The sequence below is a fragment of the Streptomyces sp. NRRL F-4489 genome (genome assembly GCF_001509485.1).
GTDB lineage: Bacteria > Actinomycetota > Actinomycetes > Streptomycetales > Streptomycetaceae > Streptomyces.
In genome coordinates, this window is the sequence record NZ_LLZI01000249.1 from 13846 (window position 1) to 31585 (window position 17740).

At 73.4% G+C, this 17740-nt stretch carries 19 protein-coding genes and 1 pseudogene; 14 read left to right on the top strand and 6 right to left on the bottom strand.

Annotated features, from left to right (window positions below):
- Nucleotide 1: 1 nt before the first annotated feature.
- Nucleotides 2–517: a nucleoside 2-deoxyribosyltransferase gene (locus tag ADL22_RS24865; protein ID WP_066984000.1), complete on the bottom strand. Its 516-nt coding sequence runs from the start codon at nt 515–517 to the stop codon at nt 2–4.
- Between the two features lie 708 nt (nt 518–1225).
- Here ADL22_RS24865 and ADL22_RS24870 point away from each other — a divergent pair.
- From ADL22_RS24870 to ADL22_RS24910, 9 genes are all read left to right on the top strand, one after another.
- Nucleotides 1226–1495, top strand: a complete 270-nt coding sequence (locus tag ADL22_RS24870) for an acyl carrier protein (protein ID WP_066984003.1) — start codon at nt 1226–1228, stop codon at nt 1493–1495.
- Nucleotides 1492–2877, top strand: a complete 1386-nt coding sequence (locus ADL22_RS24875; RefSeq protein WP_066984006.1) for an aminotransferase class III-fold pyridoxal phosphate-dependent enzyme — start codon at nt 1492–1494, stop codon at nt 2875–2877. Before ADL22_RS24870 ends, ADL22_RS24875 begins: the two co-directional genes overlap by 4 nt.
- Before the next feature lie 5 nt (nt 2878–2882).
- Nucleotides 2883–3434: an acyl-CoA thioesterase gene (locus ADL22_RS24880; RefSeq protein WP_234430849.1), complete on the top strand. Its 552-nt coding sequence runs from the start codon at nt 2883–2885 to the stop codon at nt 3432–3434.
- Nucleotides 3435–3441: 7 nt separating this feature from the next.
- A complete protein-coding gene (locus tag ADL22_RS24885; RefSeq protein ID WP_234430850.1) occupies nt 3442–3825 on the top strand; it encodes a 3-hydroxyacyl-ACP dehydratase FabZ family protein in 384 nt (127 codons plus the stop codon).
- 5 nt (nt 3826–3830) lie between these two features.
- Nucleotides 3831–4928, top strand: coding sequence for a beta-ketoacyl-[acyl-carrier-protein] synthase family protein (locus ADL22_RS24890; protein ID WP_234430851.1), 1098 nt, complete (start codon nt 3831–3833; stop codon nt 4926–4928).
- Nucleotides 4925–5446: a polyketide synthase gene (locus tag ADL22_RS24895; protein ID WP_066984015.1), complete on the top strand. Its 522-nt coding sequence runs from the start codon at nt 4925–4927 to the stop codon at nt 5444–5446. The genes ADL22_RS24890 and ADL22_RS24895 overlap by 4 nt, the downstream gene beginning before the upstream one ends.
- On the top strand, nt 5443–6801 hold the full coding sequence (locus ADL22_RS24900) for a class I adenylate-forming enzyme family protein (protein ID WP_066984018.1): 1359 nt from the start codon (nt 5443–5445) through the stop codon (nt 6799–6801). The genes ADL22_RS24895 and ADL22_RS24900 overlap by 4 nt, the downstream gene beginning before the upstream one ends.
- Nucleotides 6798–7610, top strand: coding sequence for a TIGR03619 family F420-dependent LLM class oxidoreductase (locus ADL22_RS24905; protein ID WP_066984022.1), 813 nt, complete (start codon nt 6798–6800; stop codon nt 7608–7610). The genes ADL22_RS24900 and ADL22_RS24905 overlap by 4 nt, the downstream gene beginning before the upstream one ends.
- A gap of 246 nt (nt 7611–7856) precedes the next feature.
- The gene (locus ADL22_RS24910; protein WP_066984025.1) at nt 7857–8621 is read left to right on the top strand and encodes an alpha/beta hydrolase; all 765 of its coding nucleotides are present in this window, start codon (nt 7857–7859) and stop codon (nt 8619–8621) included.
- Between the two features lie 9 nt (nt 8622–8630).
- On the opposite strand, the gene ADL22_RS24915 is transcribed toward ADL22_RS24910, so the two are convergent.
- Nucleotides 8631–9209 (bottom strand): helix-turn-helix domain-containing protein, encoded by a 579-nt coding sequence (locus ADL22_RS24915; RefSeq protein WP_066984028.1) that lies wholly within the window; start codon nt 9207–9209, stop codon nt 8631–8633.
- Between the two features lie 73 nt (nt 9210–9282).
- Here ADL22_RS24915 and def point away from each other — a divergent pair, with 73 nt between their 5' ends.
- Together def and ADL22_RS24925 are read left to right on the top strand one after the other, a co-directional pair.
- Nucleotides 9283–9891, top strand: a complete 609-nt coding sequence (gene def, locus ADL22_RS24920; protein WP_066984031.1) for a peptide deformylase — start codon at nt 9283–9285, stop codon at nt 9889–9891.
- A gap of 105 nt (nt 9892–9996) precedes the next feature.
- Complete coding sequence (locus ADL22_RS24925; protein ID WP_079064403.1) at nt 9997–10797, top strand: nucleotidyltransferase family protein; 801 nt, start codon at nt 9997–9999, stop codon at nt 10795–10797.
- Nucleotides 10798–10885: 88 nt separating this feature from the next.
- Here ADL22_RS24925 and ADL22_RS24930 read toward each other — a convergent pair whose 3' ends face one another.
- A complete protein-coding gene (locus tag ADL22_RS24930) occupies nt 10886–12298 on the bottom strand; it encodes a hypothetical protein (protein ID WP_066984034.1) in 1413 nt (470 codons plus the stop codon).
- Between the two features lie 172 nt (nt 12299–12470).
- Between ADL22_RS24930 and ADL22_RS36420 the strand changes: the two are divergent.
- Nucleotides 12471–12635: pseudogene (locus ADL22_RS36420) on the top strand (phytanoyl-CoA dioxygenase); the annotation flags it as partial.
- A 360-nt stretch (nt 12636–12995) separates the two neighbouring features.
- Here ADL22_RS36420 and ADL22_RS24940 read toward each other — a convergent pair.
- The 3 genes from ADL22_RS24940 to lpdA all read right to left on the bottom strand — a co-directional run bounded on the left by ADL22_RS24940 (nt 12996) and on the right by lpdA (nt 15876).
- Nucleotides 12996–13748: an SDR family NAD(P)-dependent oxidoreductase gene (locus ADL22_RS24940; protein WP_066984040.1), complete on the bottom strand. Its 753-nt coding sequence runs from the start codon at nt 13746–13748 to the stop codon at nt 12996–12998.
- A gap of 83 nt (nt 13749–13831) precedes the next feature.
- A complete protein-coding gene (locus ADL22_RS24945; RefSeq protein WP_066984043.1) occupies nt 13832–14263 on the bottom strand; it encodes an Rrf2 family transcriptional regulator in 432 nt (143 codons plus the stop codon).
- Between the two features lie 212 nt (nt 14264–14475).
- Nucleotides 14476–15876, bottom strand: coding sequence for a dihydrolipoyl dehydrogenase (gene lpdA, locus ADL22_RS24950; protein WP_066984046.1), 1401 nt, complete (start codon nt 15874–15876; stop codon nt 14476–14478).
- Between the two features lie 173 nt (nt 15877–16049).
- Here lpdA and ADL22_RS24955 point away from each other — a divergent pair, with 173 nt between their 5' ends.
- Together ADL22_RS24955 and gntA are read left to right on the top strand one after the other, a co-directional pair.
- Nucleotides 16050–16832, top strand: coding sequence for a MerR family transcriptional regulator (locus ADL22_RS24955; RefSeq protein WP_066984049.1), 783 nt, complete (start codon nt 16050–16052; stop codon nt 16830–16832).
- 135 nt (nt 16833–16967) lie between these two features.
- Nucleotides 16968–17702, top strand: a complete 735-nt coding sequence (gntA, locus tag ADL22_RS24960) for a guanitoxin biosynthesis heme-dependent pre-guanitoxin N-hydroxylase GntA (RefSeq protein ID WP_066984053.1) — start codon at nt 16968–16970, stop codon at nt 17700–17702.
- Nucleotides 17703–17740 lie beyond the last annotated feature (38 nt).

The following is a 17740-nucleotide window of genomic DNA, read 5'->3' on the forward strand; positions in this document are numbered from 1 at the left end:
GTCAGGCCGCCGTCCTGGACCGGCCGAGCGCGGCGAGGACGCCGTCGACCAGTACGGCCGGGTCGCCGGCGAGGTCCTCGGTGGACAGGAACGTGGCGGCGGCGACGTGGGCGAGCCCCTTGAGCAGATGGCTGGCCGACTCGGCGAAGGGCTGGTCGGTGATGCCCACGATGGGGCGGCCCAGCGCGCTGGCCCAGCCCAGTTCGATATGGGTGCCGTCCGAGCGGAGCAGGGTGCCGTCGAGGACCGGCAGGACGGGCACGAAGACGTCGCACTGGCGCATCCACGCGTAGTCGCGCACGGAGACCTCTTCCGGGGTGAACGACGCGGTGTCGGCGCCGAATCGCTCCGCCACATGCGCGGAGAGCACGGTGGCGCCGGCTTCCCGCGACCGGTCGATGGCCAGTCTCAGGCAGTCGCGGATCGGCGCCGCCATTCCGCCGGGCACCAGGGCGTGCTGGATCGGTCCGCCGACAAACAGGGTGACGCCGCGCAGGGCGTCCGGGGGGACACTCATGGCTTTTCGCGGTTCCTTCGGAAGGTACTGCCGACGACCGGCAATCGGGCGGGGCCGGCCACCGGAATGGCATGGGAGAGGCAGCGCAAGCACGTCCTGCGCTTTCGGTGAATTGCAGGGAATTGAGGGCGCCAGGACCGGCGGTGTCACCGGGTGCTGCCCGGTTGCCTCCTCGTCCCGCACACGGCGTCCACCAGGTAGGCAAATAGACGAGTTAAGACTAGTCCGGGGCGATTCATCACCACAACCACCAGTCTGCGCCAGACGGAAATGTGGCCCAAATGGGCACGAAACGTGCATACCAATCCGCCCGCGATGGGCGGCGGCCGCCCCCGGGACGCACGCTTCCCCCTGGTCGCGCGGGCGCGGGCGACGTACCGCGGATTACTGATCCGCCGGAAAATCTATCGCCGGTCACCAGCGTCCGAAACACCGTCGAACGCACGTGCACAATCCTCGCGGATATCGGCGCGGGAAAGCGGGTAAGGAATACACGGGCGACGGGGAAATCGGCGGCCATTGACAGCCGATAACGCCTCGACTAGCTTCGATGAAAATGCCTCGTCCGGCCCGCCGCCTTCTTTCCGGTCGGCGCCGGCTCACCTTCGGCCCGCCCGTTTCCGCCGTTTCCCGTCTTCCTTTTTCCACGCGCCGGACGACACCCGGCCGCGGCTTTCTGAATGAACCCACCCAGAGGGGAAAGTTCTGGTGAACGCCTTGCAGACCATCAAACGCATTCTGCACTCCGAGGTGCTGGTGGAGGTGCCGATCGACCAGATGCGGCTCGACGACAGCCTGCGCGAGAGCTACGGCATGGACTCACTCGGCTTCGTGGAGCTGCGCGTGCAGTGCGAGGAGGCGTTCGGTATCACCATCCCGGACGAGGCGGTCGCCGCGGGCCGGTTGGCCACGCTCGGCGACGTGCTGGCCCTGGTCGAGCGGCTGTCGGGGGCCGACCGCCCCCAGGCCACCGCATGAGCGCGGCGCCGGTCGCCCGCGGCGGCCGCACCGGGGCGCCGGCCGGTGTCCTGGCGCGCGGTACGGACCTCCACCTCAACCACTACGGCACGGCGCGGCTGCCGTTCGCCTGTGTGGGCGGGCGCGGTCTGGAGCTGGAGGTGGTCGACCTCAGCCCCGAGGGGCGGGGCCGGCGGCTGCGGCTGCTGGACGCCAGTGGCGGTTACGCCAGCGCGGCCCTGGGCGGCGGCCACCCCGTCGTCCGCGACGCGCTGGTGCGCGGCGCCGCCGCCGGCGGCGTCACCGACGAACTGGGGTCGCTGGAGCGGGCGGAGCTGCTGGACCGGCTCTTCGGCCCCGGCGGGCTGTGGACCGACCACTTCCCCACCGGGCAGTACCACGTCAGCGGCCGCAACTCCGGTTCGGAGGGCAATGAGCTGGCGCTGCGGCTGGTGCTGGAGTCGCGGTTCGACGGCCGGCGGCTGCGCCACCGCCCGGGCAAGGAGCGGCGGGACACCGTCCTGGCGTTCCACGGTGCCTGGCACGGCTGGACCGGCGGGCTGGTGCCGCTGCTCAACCGCGGCTACTACCGGACCGGGCTGCCCGCCCCCGAGACCGCGGCGCCGTACGGCCTGCGCGTCGACCACCTCCCGTTCGGCGATCCGGGCGCCCTGGCGGACTACTTCGCCGCGGCGGCCGGCCGGCTGCTGGCCGTCGTGGTCGAACCGGTCCAGGGCGACGCGGGCGTGCTCGCGCCGCCGCCCGGCTATCTGCGCGACCTCGCCCGGCGGTGCGCGGCCGCCGGTGTGCTGCTGGTGGCCGACGAGGTGCTGACGTTCGCCAAGACCGGCCGCTGGTTCGCGATGCGCGACGCGGACGGGCCGGTGCCCACCGATATCACCGTCATCGGGAAGTTCCTGGGCATGGGCGCGGTGTCCACCTCGATGGTGATCGCACGCAGGGAGCTGACCGTCCGCGCGACCGGCGCGGTGGCCACCTCCGATCTGCGGCCGCTGCCCTGCGCGGTGATGCGGGACGGCCTCGAGCACATCGAGGCCGAGGGCCTGCTGCGGCGGTCGGCCGGCGTCGGCGCGCACCTGGCCGACCGCCTCGACGCCGTCCTGGTGCGCCGCCACCCGGAGGTGTTCACCGAGGTCCGCGGCACCGGCGCGATGCTCGGCGTGGAGCTGACCGCCGCGGCGGCGGGCCGGATCGGCGCGCTGCGCCGGGCGCTGATCGAGGCGGGTGTGTACGCGGAGTTCATGGCGGGCGCGGGGAAGCGCCCCGGCGGCCGGCGCTACATCCACCCCACGCTGCGGATCGTGCTGCCGCTGACCGCGACCGCCGCGCAGGCCGACGAGATCGTGGAGCGGGTGGCGGCGGGCGCCCGGGCCCTGCGGTGAGCGCCGTGTTCCGCACCCGGATCGAGCACGTCGACACCGACGCGACCGGGATCGTGCACTTCTCCCGCTTCACCTCCCTGATGGAGACCGCGGGCATGGAGCACCTGGAGGCGCACGGCGCGGGGCTGACCGCCTTCGGCGCGGCGGGCGTCGATCTGGTGGCCGCCGAGCTGCGGGTGCGCTATCTCCGCAGCGCCGGGTACCGCGATGTGATCGTCGCGGACGCCGGGGTCGGGCACGCCGGCGCGGCCTGGTTCGCGCTGGCGGTGCGCCTGCTGCGCGAGGAGGAGGACGGCGCCCGCACCCCGCTGGCGGCCGGGGATCTGGTCTTCGCCGCCGTCGACCCGGGCACCCGGCGCGCGGTGCCCCTGCCGGCGCCGCTGCGACAGGCACTGAGAGGAATCGTCACCGATGCGGCACGCGAACGAGCACACGAAGGACTCGCCACCCCCTCCCCCGGCGGACCGCGCGGCGCGGCCCCTGGGCACGTCGGCCATCGCCGCGCTGGTACGGGGACGCCATCCCCGGCTGTTCATCGACCGGGTGCTGGACCATGAGCCCGGGGTGTTCCTGCGCAGTATGTTCGCCGTCTCGGCGGAGATGGGCGCGCTGTCCGGGCACCTGCCCGAGCGCGGGCTGATCCCGGGGGTGATCCTGCCGGGCAGCCACACCATGCAGGCGTTCGCCCAATCCGGCGTGCTGCTCTACCAGTTGAGCAGCGCGCCACTCGCCGACGACGAGGCGACGCTGGTCGGCACGGTCAAGTCCCGCTTCCTCGCCCCGGTCGTGCCCGGCGACCAGGTGGTGCTCGACGTCCGCGCGGACCGGCACTCCGGCCGCACGTTCGCCTTCTCCGCCGGGGTGACGGTCGCGGGCCGGCCGGTCGCCGCCTTCCGCGGCGCGATGAGCCGGGTGCGGCTGGATCCGGCGGGGGCCCGGCCGTGGTGACACCGGTGATCACCGGACTGGCCTGGGACACGCCGCTGGGCCGGGACCCGGAGGCGGTCTGGGAGCGGCTGTGCGCGGGCGACTCGGGCCTGGCGCCGGTCGATTCGCCGCATCCGCTGCGCAACACCGCCGCGGCCGTCGTCGCGTCACCGCCCTACGGGACGCCGCCGGCCGAGCGCCAGCGGGTGCTGGCCGGCCGGACGCTGGCCGCCGCGTTCGCGGACGCCGGTCTGTCCCCCGCCGACCCCGGCATCGGCCTCGTCCTGGGCACCAGCTTCGGCGCCTGTCTGGACGAGGACGAACCGTCCCTGCACACCTGGGCCGATGACGCGGCGGCGGACCTCGGGCACCCGGGCACGCCGCTGTGCGTGATGACCGCGTGCTCCGCCGGATCGGACGCGCTCGCCGTCGCGCACGCCCTGGTGCGCTCGGGCGCGCGGCGGATCTGCGTGGCGGGCGGGGTGGACGTGGTCACCGAGGCTAAGCGGCTCGGGCATTCGGCGCTGGGGACGATGAGCCCCACCGGCCTCCGGGCGTTCGACCGTACCCGCGACGGCATGCTGCTCGGCGAGGGCGCGGCGGTCATGGTGGTCGAGCACCCCGACTCCGCCCGGGAGCGCGGCGCCCGGGTCCACGCCCGGCTGCGCGGGACCGGCGCGGCCAACGACGCGGCCGGGCTCACCGCCCCGGACCCGTCCGGCCGCGCCGTACTGCGCGCGATGGAACGGTGCCTGGCCTCCGCCGGACTGGCCCCCGCCGATATCGCGGTGGTCAACGCCCACGGCACCGGCACACCGCTCAACGACGCGGTCGAGGCGCGCAGTCTGCTGGAATTCTTCGGCCCCGGCGGGCCGTTGGTGTTCGCCACCAAGGGCGCCTTCGGGCACAGCCTGGGCGCGACCGGCGCCATCGAGGCCGTGGCGACCGTCCTGGCGCTGCGCCACCGCCGGGTGCCGCCGGTCACCGGACTGCGCGCGCCCGCGACTCCGCTGCGGCTGGCCACGGGCGCGGCCCAACCGGTGGGCGCCGGCGCCGGGTTGAGCCTGACGCTGGGGTTCGGCGGCTTCAACACCTGTCTGCTGTTCGAAGGGGTGAGGGCGTGACGCGGGTACCGCCGGGCACGCGGCTGCTGGGCTCGGCGACGCTGGTCGCCGACGACCCGGCCGACCACGCGCGGAACAAACCGTCCTTCTACGCCGACCCGGTGGCCTGGCTGGTCGCCGAGACCGTGGACCGGGCGCTGGCCGACTGCGCCGCCGCGCCCGTCCCGGACGCCGCCGAGGACACCGGGATCCTGGTGATGAGCGCGACCGGGACCCGGCGGACGATGCGCCGGATCGCCGGTTCGGTACCGCGCTCCCGGGTCTCCCCACTGCGCTTCGCCGGCGCCAATCCGGGGGTGCTGGCCGGGCTGCCGGCCCTGCGCCACGGGCTGCGCGGGCCGTCGCTGCTGCTGGCGGCGCATCCGGACGACGCCACCCCCGCGGCGTTCACCGTGATCGGCGGCTGGTTCGCGGACGGCCACGCCCGGCACGTCTTCCTGGTCGGCCTGTGCGGCAGCGCCGCGGGCCGCGAGCTGTGCTCGTGCCTGGTCCTGACCGCTGCCGGGGCGGACCGGTGACGGGCCTGACCCGGTCCGGGGTGGCCGGCTTCCTCACCCGGGTCGAGGCCGCCGCGCCCCGGGCCGACGACCGCGCCCCCGGCGGGGTGGACGACGTCCTGGCGGACCTGTCCGGGCTCGGCCTGGCCCCGGGCGAAGCGGTCGTGCTGTGCCTGGCCAACGGCGGCGAGCTGCTGCGCGTCCTGCTCGCCGCACTGCTGCTGGGACTCGTACCGCTGGCCGTACCGCCGAGCACCCCGTGGCAGCGGCTGCGCGCGCTGGCCGGGCACCTCGGGGCCGGCACGGTGGTCACCACCCGGCCGACCGGCGACGGGCCGCGGACGCCGGTGGGCGGCGCGTTCGCCGTCCCGACCGGGCATCCCCCGACCCCGTACCGGCCGGGCGAGATCCTGCTGTCCACCTCCGGTACGTCGGGGATGTTCAGCGCGTGCGTGCACCGGGTGCCGGCGCTGCTGCACAACGCCCGCCTGCACGCCGGGGCCACCGGCATCACCGCGTCCGACACCCTGCTGGTGAATCTGCCGCTGTACTACTCCTACGCGCTGGTGGCACAGGCGCTCGCCGCGTACGCCACCGGGGCGCGGCTGGTCCTCGACGGGCCGCCGTTCTCACCGGCCGGATACCGCGCGGCGGTCACCGCGCACGGTGTCACCCACTCCTCGCTGACCCCGACCCTCGCCCGCCGCCTGCTGGCCGCCCCCGGGCTCGTACCCCGCGGTCCGCGCGCGCTGGCCGTCGGCGGGGACCGGCTCGCGCCCGCCGAGGTGGCGGCCCTGCTCGCCGCGCGCCCGTCCGGCGAGCTGTATCTGACCTACGGCCTCACCGAGGCCGGGCCGCGGGTGTCCACCCTGGCCGCGCACGCCGAACCGCCGCACCGCCACGGCTCGGTAGGCCGCCCGCTGCCCGGCGTACGCGCCTCACTGCGCGACGTACGGGACGGCGTCGGCGAACTCCTCGTCGAGTCCGACACCGTCCTGCTGCGGCGGGTCGGGCAGCGCAGCGGACGGGTCCTGCTGGGCCCGCGCACCCTCGCCACCGGCGACGCCTTCTCGATCGACGACGGCTATCTCACCTTCCACGGCCGCCTGTCGGACTTCGTCGTACTGCGCGGCGAGAAGGTCTCCCTCAACACCGTCCGGCAGGCCGCGCACGCCATCCCGGGCGTGGTGCGCTGCCTGCCCGAGGTGGTGACCGAGGACGGCGGGCAGGTCCTCGACGTCCACCTGTGGGTCACCGACGCCCTGCGCGGCGGCGAACGGGCGGTGCGGCGCCTGCTCAACTCCCAGCTGCTGCCCGCCGAACGCCCGCGCGCGGTCTTCCTCTCGCCCGCCGACCCGGAGACCTTCCGCAAATGACCCTCCGCCTCGGCTGCACCGTCCCCGCGGGCCTGTCCCCCGCCCGCCTCCGCGAGTTCGCCGAAACCGCGGAACGCCTCGGCTACCACCACCTCTCCGTCCCGGAGCACCTGGTCTCCCCCACCCCCGCCTACGAGAGCCTGACCCTGGTGGCGTTCCTGGCGGCCGTCACCACCCGCATCGAGCTGGCGACCGCGATGACGATCCTGCCGTACCGCCCGGTGGTGCTCGCCGCCAAGCAGACCGCGCAGCTGGCCCAGCTCAGCGGCGGCCGGCTGCGGCTGGGCGTCGCCCTGGGGTCCGACCCCGCCGAAGCCGCCGCGCTCGGCGTCGCCCCGGCGGACCGCGCGGCACTGTTCGCGGAACAGGTCCGCGCGCTCCGCCTGCTGTTGACGCGCCCGGACGCCGAGTTCACCGGAGCGCACATCGCGTTCTCCGGCGTCACCCTCACCCCCCGGCCGCCGCGCGTCCCGCTCTGGATGGGCGGCGGCACCCTCCGCACCGGCGGCCGGCCGCGCGCCCTGCGCCGGATCGCCGCCCTCGCCGACGGCTTCACCATGTCGGCCCTGCTCGCCAACCGCGTCGGCCGGGGCGCCGCGCTCATCACCGAGCTGCGCACGGCGGTGACCGACGCCGGCCGCGACCTGTCCGCCTTCGGCATCGAGGCCCGCCTGCACCCCGCCCCCGACCGCCCGCGCACCTGGCGCGCCCTCGCCGACGCCTGGCAGTCCGCCGGCGCGACCCATCTGACCGTGACCACCGACGACCTGTCGCTCCTGGCGCCGGTGCGGGCGGCGGTGAGCGGGTAGCGGCTAGCGGCTAGCGGACGGCTTACGGACTGGTGATCACGCGGCGGGAAAGCGGGAAAAAGGGTTGGAGAAATGATCAACGCACTGATAGCTTTCCGGTCGTCCGTGACCCCGCCCGAGGAGGTGAGACCCCGTGAACGCTGTAGCGATGTGGGTGCTCCCCCTTCCCGTCACGGCCGGCGACTGACGTAGCGTCGCCGCCGGGAGCGCCTCGACACACCAGGCACTCCCGAAAGGCCATACGCCATGAATGCTTTCCTTTTCACCTCCGAGTCGTCGTCGAACGGCGTGCGCGAGCGCGACTTCACCGTGGATGACGTACCCGGAGTTCTCTGGTCGCCGGCTTCCGGCGCCGATCGCGCGCCCCTGGTCCTGATGGGCCACGGCGGCGGCAACCACAAGAAGCACCCGGCGATGTCGGGCCGGGCGCAGCGCCTCGTCACCGGCTGCGGTTTCCACGTCGCCGTCCTCGACGCGCCCGGTCACGGCGACCGGCCGCGCACGGCGCACGACGAGGCGGAGATCGCCGAGCTGTTCCGGGCGCGGGCGGCGGGCGAGCCGGAAGGCCCGATCGTCGTCCGCTACAACGACCACCTGGCGCGGCTCGCCGTGCCGGAGTACCGCGCGCTGCTGGACGCCCTCCAGGAGCTGCCGGAGATCGGCACCGGCGGTCCGGTCGGCTACTGGGGCATCAACATGGGCACCGCGATCGGCGTGCCGTTCGTGGCCGCAGAACCCAGGATCACCGCCGCGGTCTTCGGCCAGCACTGGCCGCAGGTCCTGGCCGGGAAGGCGCGGCAGATCACCATCCCGATCGAGTTCGACCTCCAGTGGGACGACGAGCACATCTCCCGCGAGGAGGGTCTCGCGCTGTTCGACGCCTTCGCCTCGAAGGAGAAGTCCCTGCACGTGAACTCGGGCAGGCACAAGGAGCTGCCGCGGTTCGAGGTCGACAGCGCGGTCCGGTTCTTCGCCCGGCACCTGGGGAGCGCGGTCGCTTCGGCGGCCTGACGCGCGCGGTCAGTCCGCGTCCCCGCCGTCCGCCGGCTGAGGCAGGAGGGGGAAGAGCCGGGTGATGAGCGCCACCGGCCGGGCGTCCTCGGGCCGGGCCAGCGGCCGCTGTTCGCGGTCCTGGTACGGCGCCAGCGTCCGCCGGATCGCGTCCGCGACTCGGCTCATCTCCTCGGGCGTCAGATAGGCGACGGCGCTGAACGCCTCGTCGTGGCGCCACCCGTCCGGCGCTTCCCCCCGCCGGTCCAGCCAGCGCTGCCAGCTCTCGTCCTCCAGCCCGCGGGCCAAGTCGCTGAACTCCTCCTCGGCGGCGCCGCCGGCCGCGGGCGCCCCCCGGCGCAGCCGCCAGGGGCGCGCGCGGCCGCCGCGGTGCGGGGCCTCCTCGATGTACCCGTGGCGCGCGAGCTGCCGCAGGTGGAACGAGCAGAGGCCGGAGCTGTAGCCCAGCCGGGCCGCGGCTTCGGTCGCTGTCGCGGTGCCGACGTCGGCGAGCAGGTCCAGCAGCGCGGTGCGGACTTCGTGCTCGGGCAGTCCCTCGCCGGCACCGGCGGTCCGGCGGGCCGGGGCGTTGAGGTCATCTTCAGTCACTTTGCAAAGTCTGCTACTTTGCAAAGCGCTGCGCAAGCCAAGAAGGCCGCGCAAGCCAAGAAGGGGGACAGCAATGCCTGTTCGTGACGAACGCCCGACGCTTCCGCCGGAGGCGGAACGGGGGTCGTTCCGCAGGGTCACCGTGATCGGCGAGGAGGTGCTCAGCCGCCCGTGCCGGGAAGTGACCGACTTCGGCACCCCGGAGCTGTCGGCGCTCATCGACGACATGTTCCTGACCATGTCCGTGGCGGACGGGGCCGGTCTGGCGGCCAATCAAGTCGGCGTCGATCTGCGCCTCTTCGTCTACGACTGCCCGGACGACCACGGCGTCCGCCATGTCGGCCATGTCGTCAACCCGGTACTGGAGCTGCCCGATCCAGGCAGCCGCCGCCTCATCGACGACTTCGAGGGCTGCCTGTCGGTGCCCGGCGCGACCATGGAGGTTCCGCGCACCGATCGCGCCACCGTCCGCGGCTTCGACAAGGACGGCAACCCCCTCGTCATCGAAGGCACGGGCTATTTCGCCCGGTGCCTGCAGCACGAGACCGACCACCTCCTCGGCCACACCTACCTCGACCGGCTCACCGCACGGGACCGCAAGAACGCGCTGCGGCAGATGGAAAACCGCAAGGAGGACGTCTTCGCCCAACGCGCGGCCAGGGCTGCCCGCCTGGCCCGGTGAAGCGGTTGGGCGCACCCGCCCCCGGTCACCGCCCAACTCCACTGCCCCGCACGCCTTTTGCCGCCCGTCCGGTTCCGGTGCGGCGGGGCGGGTATCTACCAGAACATGATCCAATCCCACCCCTCGCCCGGCGTTCACGGGTGCGGACGAGGCGGCGGCCCGCTGTCCGCGCGGCAGGCCGTCATCCTGGCCGGCGGAGCGGGCACGCGCCTGCTGCCGCTGACCCGGGAGCGGCCCAAGGCGATGGTGGAGGTCAACGGGGTGCCCATCCTGCGCCATCAACTCGACTGGCTCGCCGCGTGCGGCGTCGAACGCGTCGTGGTGTCCGCGGGGCATCTGGCCGAGGTGATCGTCGCGTACCTCGACTCCCGTCCGCCGCCCCCGCGGACCGCGGCGGTGGTCGAGGAACGGCCGCTGGGGCGCGGCGGCGGCCTGCGCCGGGCCGCGCGGGCGCTGCCGTATCCGGGCGAACCGTGGTTCGCCGTCTACGGGGACATCTGGACGCGCTTCTGCCTGGGCGGAATGCGCGCCCATCACGTACGGGCCGGGGCCGCGGCGACCGTGGCGCTCGCCGGTCCCGGCCTGCCCGGCAGGGCGGTCGCCCACGACGAGCTGGGCCGGGTGACAGACCTCGCCCCGGCCACCCCGGTGCCGGGCCGCGTGAACGCCGGGGTGTACCTCTTCGCCTGGCGCGTCACCGCCCTCCTCCCCGAGGAGGGCGATCACGCCGACACCACCCTCCCCCGCCTCGTCGGCGCCCGCCAGCTGACCGGCTACCCGATCGACGCGCCGTGGCGGGCGGTGAACACCCCGGCGGACGTGATGAGTCTGGAACGCGATCTGGCCATCCGAAGGACCGCCCGAAGGACCTCCCGCCAGGCAACCCACACGACTCGGACCGAGTAATCACCCAGTGGCGCTCACCTATTGATCCTGCGACCCGCGGATGCCACGGCCACGACGGTGCGCCCGCCCGGCCGGCGGCACCGGTCGCTCATGCGCCGCCGCAGCCGTGCCCTCCGCAACCGTGCCCGCCACAGCCATGGCTGCCGCCGCAGCTGTGACCGCCGGTTCCGCAGCCGTGCCCCTCGCCCCAGCTGCCGGGCCTGCCGTGTCGCCGGCCGCGCGTCCCGCCCCCGCGCCCCCGGGGTGTCCGCCGCGTCGAGGAGGTCCGTTGCCGCTGGCGCAGGCGCTCTTCCTGCTTCTCGGCCCATTCCCGTCTCTCCCGCTCCTCCTTGCGGATCCGCTCGCGCCGGGCGGCGGCACGGGCCGCGCCGTCCGCCGGCTGCCACGGACCGAGGCCATGGTGCCGGCGCGGCAGCAGCTGGGCGACCGTGACGGCGGCGTACGTACGCTCCGAGCCCTGGTACGCACTGCGGTCAATGACCGCGTACTCCAGGGCGACCTCGGCACCTTCCCAGGGCGCGCCGTACAGGACCGCCTCGAAGGGTTCGCTGCGGGGGTCGATGTCGTAGTGCCCGTCGCCGGCTCCGTAGGCGGAATCGGTGCCCAGGAGGCGCGCGGTGCCGTCGGTGTCCCGTGCCCGCGGGAAGTAGGTGATCAGGGGCCGCCCCGAGGTGGTGCGGGCGTCCGGATACAGCCAGTGGTAGCCGTCCGGCCCGATGCGTACGCCCACCAGCAGAGCCGGCTGGGGTGCCTCGTTCAGCCGACGGGCCGCTCGGTAGGCGACGTGGCCGCGCCCGTACACCGTGGTTCCGGGGACGAGGAACAGCAGGGCGGCGACCTGCTGCCCGACGGCGTCGTACGGTGCGTGGTCCGGCGCCATCAGGCTGTTGACGAGACCGTGGATGAGGAGGACGCCGGCGACGAGGCACAAACCGAGGCCGAGGTAGAACTGCCGGTAGCCGCGGTAGTCGTCCGTCTCGGGCGCCCCGTCCGGGAGTTCGTGACGGCGCGGGCCGGCCGCGGCGAGGGCGAGCGCCCGCTGCTCGCGGCGGGCCCGAAGGCGCAGCCAGGCACCCGTGAACGCCCCTGCGGAGACGGCCAGGGCGAGGCAGTATCCGCTGGTGGCCAGGCGGTCGCCGGTGTCGGAAGACGCCAGTGAGCGGGCCGCTTCCACGGCGACCATGACCGCGGCCGGCACCGTGGGGACCGGCAGGTAGCGGTACCACCACGGCAGCGCCGTCAGCAGGACCGTCGCGGGGTACCCGAGCCAGTCGGTGTCGCCAGGCATCGACGCGCCACCGTTCCACCGCGGCGCCGAGAACCCGGACGTCAGAACGTACGACGCGGTGACCAGGACGAGGAGTAGCCAACTCCCCACGGCTGGGCTGAAGATCGCCGGGACGCGAGCCGCCCGCCAGCGCTCGGCGTCGGCGACGGACCAGGACGCCACACCGCCCTCCGGCAGCGCTGCCGGAGGCAGACGCTTGACGTAGTCACTCACGGCGCCCTCCTTCCCGCGGCCCCCCGGACGACGGAGGAAGCGGTTGCCGCGTCAACACCGTTAGGTACATGGCCTTTTGAGGAAGCTCCTGCGCGCAGGATGCCGGGGATGCGTACGCTAGGCGCAGCCGATGAAATCGGCGTGAAGCGCTCCCCCTGCGCGGTACCGCGAACTGTTCCGCACCTTCCTGATCCACGCGGAACCACCACACCACGGCCCACGACCCCGCTTCATGGCCCAACCGCCCCTGTTGCCCGCCGCCCCGTACGAACCGGAGCGGGCCGACAGCGCCTACTCACCCGTGGAGACAGCGATCCGCCGGGGCCTTGGACAGGCCCCGCAGCCCCACCAGGGAGAGCGCCGGAAACCGCGTCAGCAACCTCTCAGCCCAGCGTCAGCTTCCCGTACACGCTGTCCCGGTCCGCGTGATCGGGAGGGCGCACCGCGACCGAGAGGGGCATTCCCTTTCTGTCCCCGGACACGTGCACCGGCACCGGCACCGAGACGGTGTCGCCCGCATCGATCGGTTCCCGGAGCTTTCGGGCCGCTTGCTCGCGGCTGCTCCAGTTACTCCGGCCCCGCATCAAGGCCGCGCCGGTCCGCACCTGGCCGGCCCGGCTTCGCAGGCTTCAGCGGGGAGACAGGCCACCCCGCCCACGGCAAGTCGCACGAGTGTCGCATGCGTATCAGGGCAGCTCTAGAGCTGGGTTGCGCCGCCGTCGACGAGTAGTTCCGCACCGGTGGTGAAGGAGCTCTGGTCTCCGGCCAGGTAGAGGGCGGTGGCGGCGACCTCGTCGGGGTGACCGGCGCGACCGAGCGGGGTCGGTGCGGCGGGCTGGGCCGCCGCGGACTGGTTGTCCTGCGGGAACGCGGCCCGCAGTTCGTCACCGCCGGGGGTCTCGACGGGGCCGGGCGTCAGGGCGTTGACGCGGATCCGGCGGTTGGCCAGTTCGGCGGCCCACGTGCGGGCAAGGCTGCGGATCGCGGCCTTGGTGGCGGCGTAGACACCCAGGCCCGGGACAGCGCGCAGGGCCGCGCTGGAGGAGAGCAGAATCACCGAGGCGCCGTCCGGCAGCAGAGGCAGGGCCTTTTGCACGGTGAAGATCGTGCCTTTGAGGTTGACGGAGGTCGTGCGTTCGTACTCCTCCTCGGTGATCTTGCCGAGCGGGCCGTAGTCCCCGAGGCCGGCGTTGGCGACGACGATGTCGAGGCGTCCGCTGCGCTCCTCGATCCCGGCGAAGAGCCGGTCGAGGTCGTCGAGCTGCGACACGTCGCCCTGAACGCCGATTCCCCGGTCACCGACCTGCGCGACGGCGGTGTCCAGTTCGGCCCTGCGGCGGCCGGTCAGGTAGACCGTCGCTCCCTCAGTGGCGAACCGGCGCGCGATGGCCAGACCGATGCCGGTGGAAGCGCCGGTCACCAGGGCGGTTTTGTTGTCCAGCTGTCCCATGGGATTCTCCGGATCCTTGAGGTAACCATGTTTGTTACATCGACGGCGCGGAAAACTGCCACCGATACGGCCCGAGGGGCGTGCTAGGCGGCTTTGAGTACGTCCCGCAGGACGTACTCCAGTGTGATCCTCGCCAACTCTTGACGGAGGGCGGCCTCGATCTCTGTGTAGGCGGAGGTCAGCGCCGGCCCGATGCCGCGGCCCACGACGCACTCGGGGTCGGGCCGCGAGCGGTGCAGCGCGAAAAGCGGCCCCGGCTCGACCGCCTCGTAGACATCGAGCAGGGTGATCTCCTCCAGGTCCCGTGCCAGCGTCCAGCCGGCACCGGCGCCTCGCCGCGACGCGACGAGGCCCGCCCGGCGGAGCTCGGACAGGAGGCGGCGGACCACCACCGGGTTGGTGTTGACGCTCGTCGCGATCTGCTCGGAGGTGGCCACGTCGTGGCCGCGGCGCTGGTACAGCCCGATCCACGTCAGGGCATGCGCGGCGATGGTCAGTCTGCTGTTGGCACTGATCGCCCCTCACCCCCTTCACGCCTCAGGTCGTCGTAACGTTAGTTGTTACATTGACGTTCGGCAAGTCACTGGAGGCGGCACCGGGCCGAGCCTGACTCCACGCACAGATCAGTTGGACAACGTCGTCGGCGACACGATCGGACGATCCGGCCAGCGGCTGAGTCCCACTCATCGCCGCAGGTCACCGCGCTGATCGGCCATATGCTGACCGGTCACATATTGATCATGTGCCCGGCCAGGCCGTGGACCGCTTCCTGGATCGCCTCGCCGAGGGTCGGGTGGCCGTGGACGTTGCGCGCCAGCTCGTGGACCGTGAGGTCCCACTTCTGGGCCAGCGTCAACTCCGGTAGCAGCTCGGTGACTTCGGGGCCGATGAGGTGGGCGCCGAGGAGTTCGCCGTAGCGGGCGTCGCTGACGAGCTTGGCGAAGCCCGCGGTGTCGCCGAGCCCGTGCGCCTTGGCGTTGGCGGTGAACGGGAACTTCGCCACCCGGACGTCGAAGCCCTGCTCGCGGGCCTGCGCCTCGGTCCAGCCGAAGCTGGCGATCTGCGGCTGGCAGAACGTCACCCGCGGGATCATGAGGTAGTCCAGCTCCATGGTCTCCGCGCCGGCGATGGTCTCCGCCGCGACCACGCCCATCGCCTCGGCGGCGTGCGCCAGCATCAGCTTGGCCGTGACATCGCCGATGGCGTAAATGTGCGGCACGCTCGTCCGGCACCGGCCGTCGATGTCGATCGCGCCGCGGTCGGTCAGCCGGACGCCGGTGCTCTCCAGTCCGAAGCCGGTGATCCGCGGCTGGAAGCCGATGGCCTGGAGCACCTTGTCGGCCTCCAGCGTCTGCCGCTGGCCGCCCGTGGTGACGGTGACCCGGACCTTCTCCCCGGAGTCGTCGATCCCCTCGACGCGGGTGGACGGCAGCACGTTGATGCCCAACTTGCGGTAGCGGCGGGCGAGTTCGGCCGACACCTCCTCGTCCTCCAGCGGAACGACCCGGTCCAGGAACTCCACCAGGGTGACCTCGACACCGTAGGCGCGCAGGACGTAGGCGAACTCCACGCCGATGGCGCCGGCCCCCGCGATCAGGATGCTGCCCGGCAGTTCGTCGGAGAGGATCTGCTCCTCGTAGGTCACCACCCGGCGGCTCAGCGACGTGCCGGGCAGCAGCCGGGTGACCGAGCCGGTGGCGATGATGGCGTGGCGGAACGAGAGGGTTTCGGTGCGGCCGTCGCCCAGGGTGACGTGCAGGGTGTGCGGATCGATGAAGGTGCCGACGCCCTCGAACTGCTCGATCTTGTTCTTCTTCATCAGGAAGTGCACGCCCTTGGCGCGCCCCTCGGCCACCTTGCGGCTGCGCAGATACGCCTCGCGGTAGTCGAAGGTGACCTGGCCGTCGACCCGCATCCCGAAGGTCTTCGCCTCGCGGCCCACGAGGTGGGCGATCTCGGCATTGCGCAGCAGGGCCTTCGACGGGACGCAGCCGATGTTGAGACACACCCCGCCCCAGAACTTCGCCTCGACGATCGCCGTGCGCAGCCCGAGCTGGGCGGCCCGGATGGCCGCGACATACCCTCCGGGGCCCGCGCCCAGGACGACGACGTCGAATTGTCCGTTCATGGGCGGCAGCCTAGGCGGGGGGCATCGGCTCCGCAGCGCGTCGCGGTCCAGGCGGGGGGGGCGGCCGGGCCCCGTTAGCCCGCCCGGCCGCCGTCCCCGTTAGCCTGCACCCCAACTGCGAGGCAATCGGTGGCGGACGGCGGGGCGCCCGTCCGGCGGAAAGGCGGGCGGCGATGTCCGGGACGCGGGCGCACGGCACCCTCCGGCCGATCGACCTGGCGCGGCTGGCGGGCGTCTCGACCCAGCTGATCCGCAATTACGAGGACGACGGGGTGCTGCCCCCGGTGCCCCGGTCCCCGTCCGGCTACCGCCGCTACTCCGCCCGGCACCGCGCGGCCGTCCTGACCTACCGGGCCCTCGCGCGCGGCTACGGGCGGCCGGCCGCGCAGGCGGTGATGCGGGCGGTGCACACCGGACGGGTGCCGGAGGCGCTGGCGCTGATCGACGCCGGCCACGCCGAGCTGCACGGGGAACGGCAGGCGCTCCAGGAGGTGGAGCGGGCACTGGACGGCCTGGCGGGCCACCATCCGGAGCCGGCCGGTCCGGGCGACCGCTTCCCGTTGCGCATCGGGGAGGTCGCCGCCCGCCTGGGGCTGCGCACCTCGGCACTGCGGGTGTGGGAGTCCGCCGGGCTGCTGGCGCCGGAGCGGGAAGCGGCCACCGGGTACCGCTGGTACGGCCCGGCGGAGCTGCGGGACGCCCGGCTGGTCCAGCTGCTGCGGCGCGGCGGCTATCCGCTGCCGCGGATCCGCACGGTGCTGGACGGCCTGCGGCGCACGGGCAGCAGCGCGGAGCTGCGCACCGCACTCGCCCGCCGCGCGGAGGAACTGACCCACCGGTCCCGGGCGATGCTCGACGGCTCGGGACGCCTGCACACCTATCTGGCGGACGCGGACGCCTGCGCACCAGGGGACGCGGACGCGTACGAGGCAGCGGACGCGCCCGACGCCCCGTAAGCAGGCAACGGCCGGATTTTGTCCGGTTAGGTCCTTGCCGTGCCGGCCAGGGCACCGCACTGTCGATCACGGCAGCCGCCGATCTTCCCGGATACCCCGCCCGCCACGACCACCCTCCACCGATCAAGGCTCCCCATGACCGAACCCCGTACCGCGGCGCACCGTGCCGCACTGGAACACTTCATACAGACCCGCGAGTTCAGCTGCCTGGGCGCCCGCTCCGCCCTCAAGCGCGCGGCGATCACCCACCGGCACTACGGCGAGCTGGGCGACCCGGAAGCGGCCGAGCGGAACCACCAGGACGTCCTGGCGTACGTCACCGAGGTCCGCCCGCAGCTGTCGGCGCAGAGCTTCCGCACGTTCGTGGCGACCTTCGACGGACCGGACGGGCTCGACGAGGCGGCGTTCGAGGAGGTGCTGTGGCGGCACCTCCAGCTGATGCACGACCTCGACGCCCCCGGCCACGGCGTCGAGACGGGCTCGACCTCCGACCCCACCCAGCCGCACTTCGGCTTCCACGTGGGCGGGATGTCGTTCTTCCTGGTCGGGATGCACCCCGGGTCGTCCCGGGCCAGCCGCCGCGCCCCGGTGCCGGCGATCGCCTTCAACTCGCTGGCGCAGTTCATGCTGCTGGGCGAGAAGTTCTACTCGCTCCAGCACGCGATCCGCCGCCGCGAGCAGCGCATCAACGGCTCGGTGAACCCGAGCTTCGCGGAGTACGAGTACGAGCAGCCGGCCCGGCACTTCTCGGGGCGGTTCACCGAGCCGGACTGGACCTGCCCGTTCACTTCCCGGCACGAGCCGGCGCCGGCCGTGGAGGGCCTTTCCGCCCCGGCCGGCGGCGAGGTGATGCGGCCCCGGCAGCGGTAGCCGTCCCCGGGTACGGGCGAGGGCCCGGCGACCGGAGT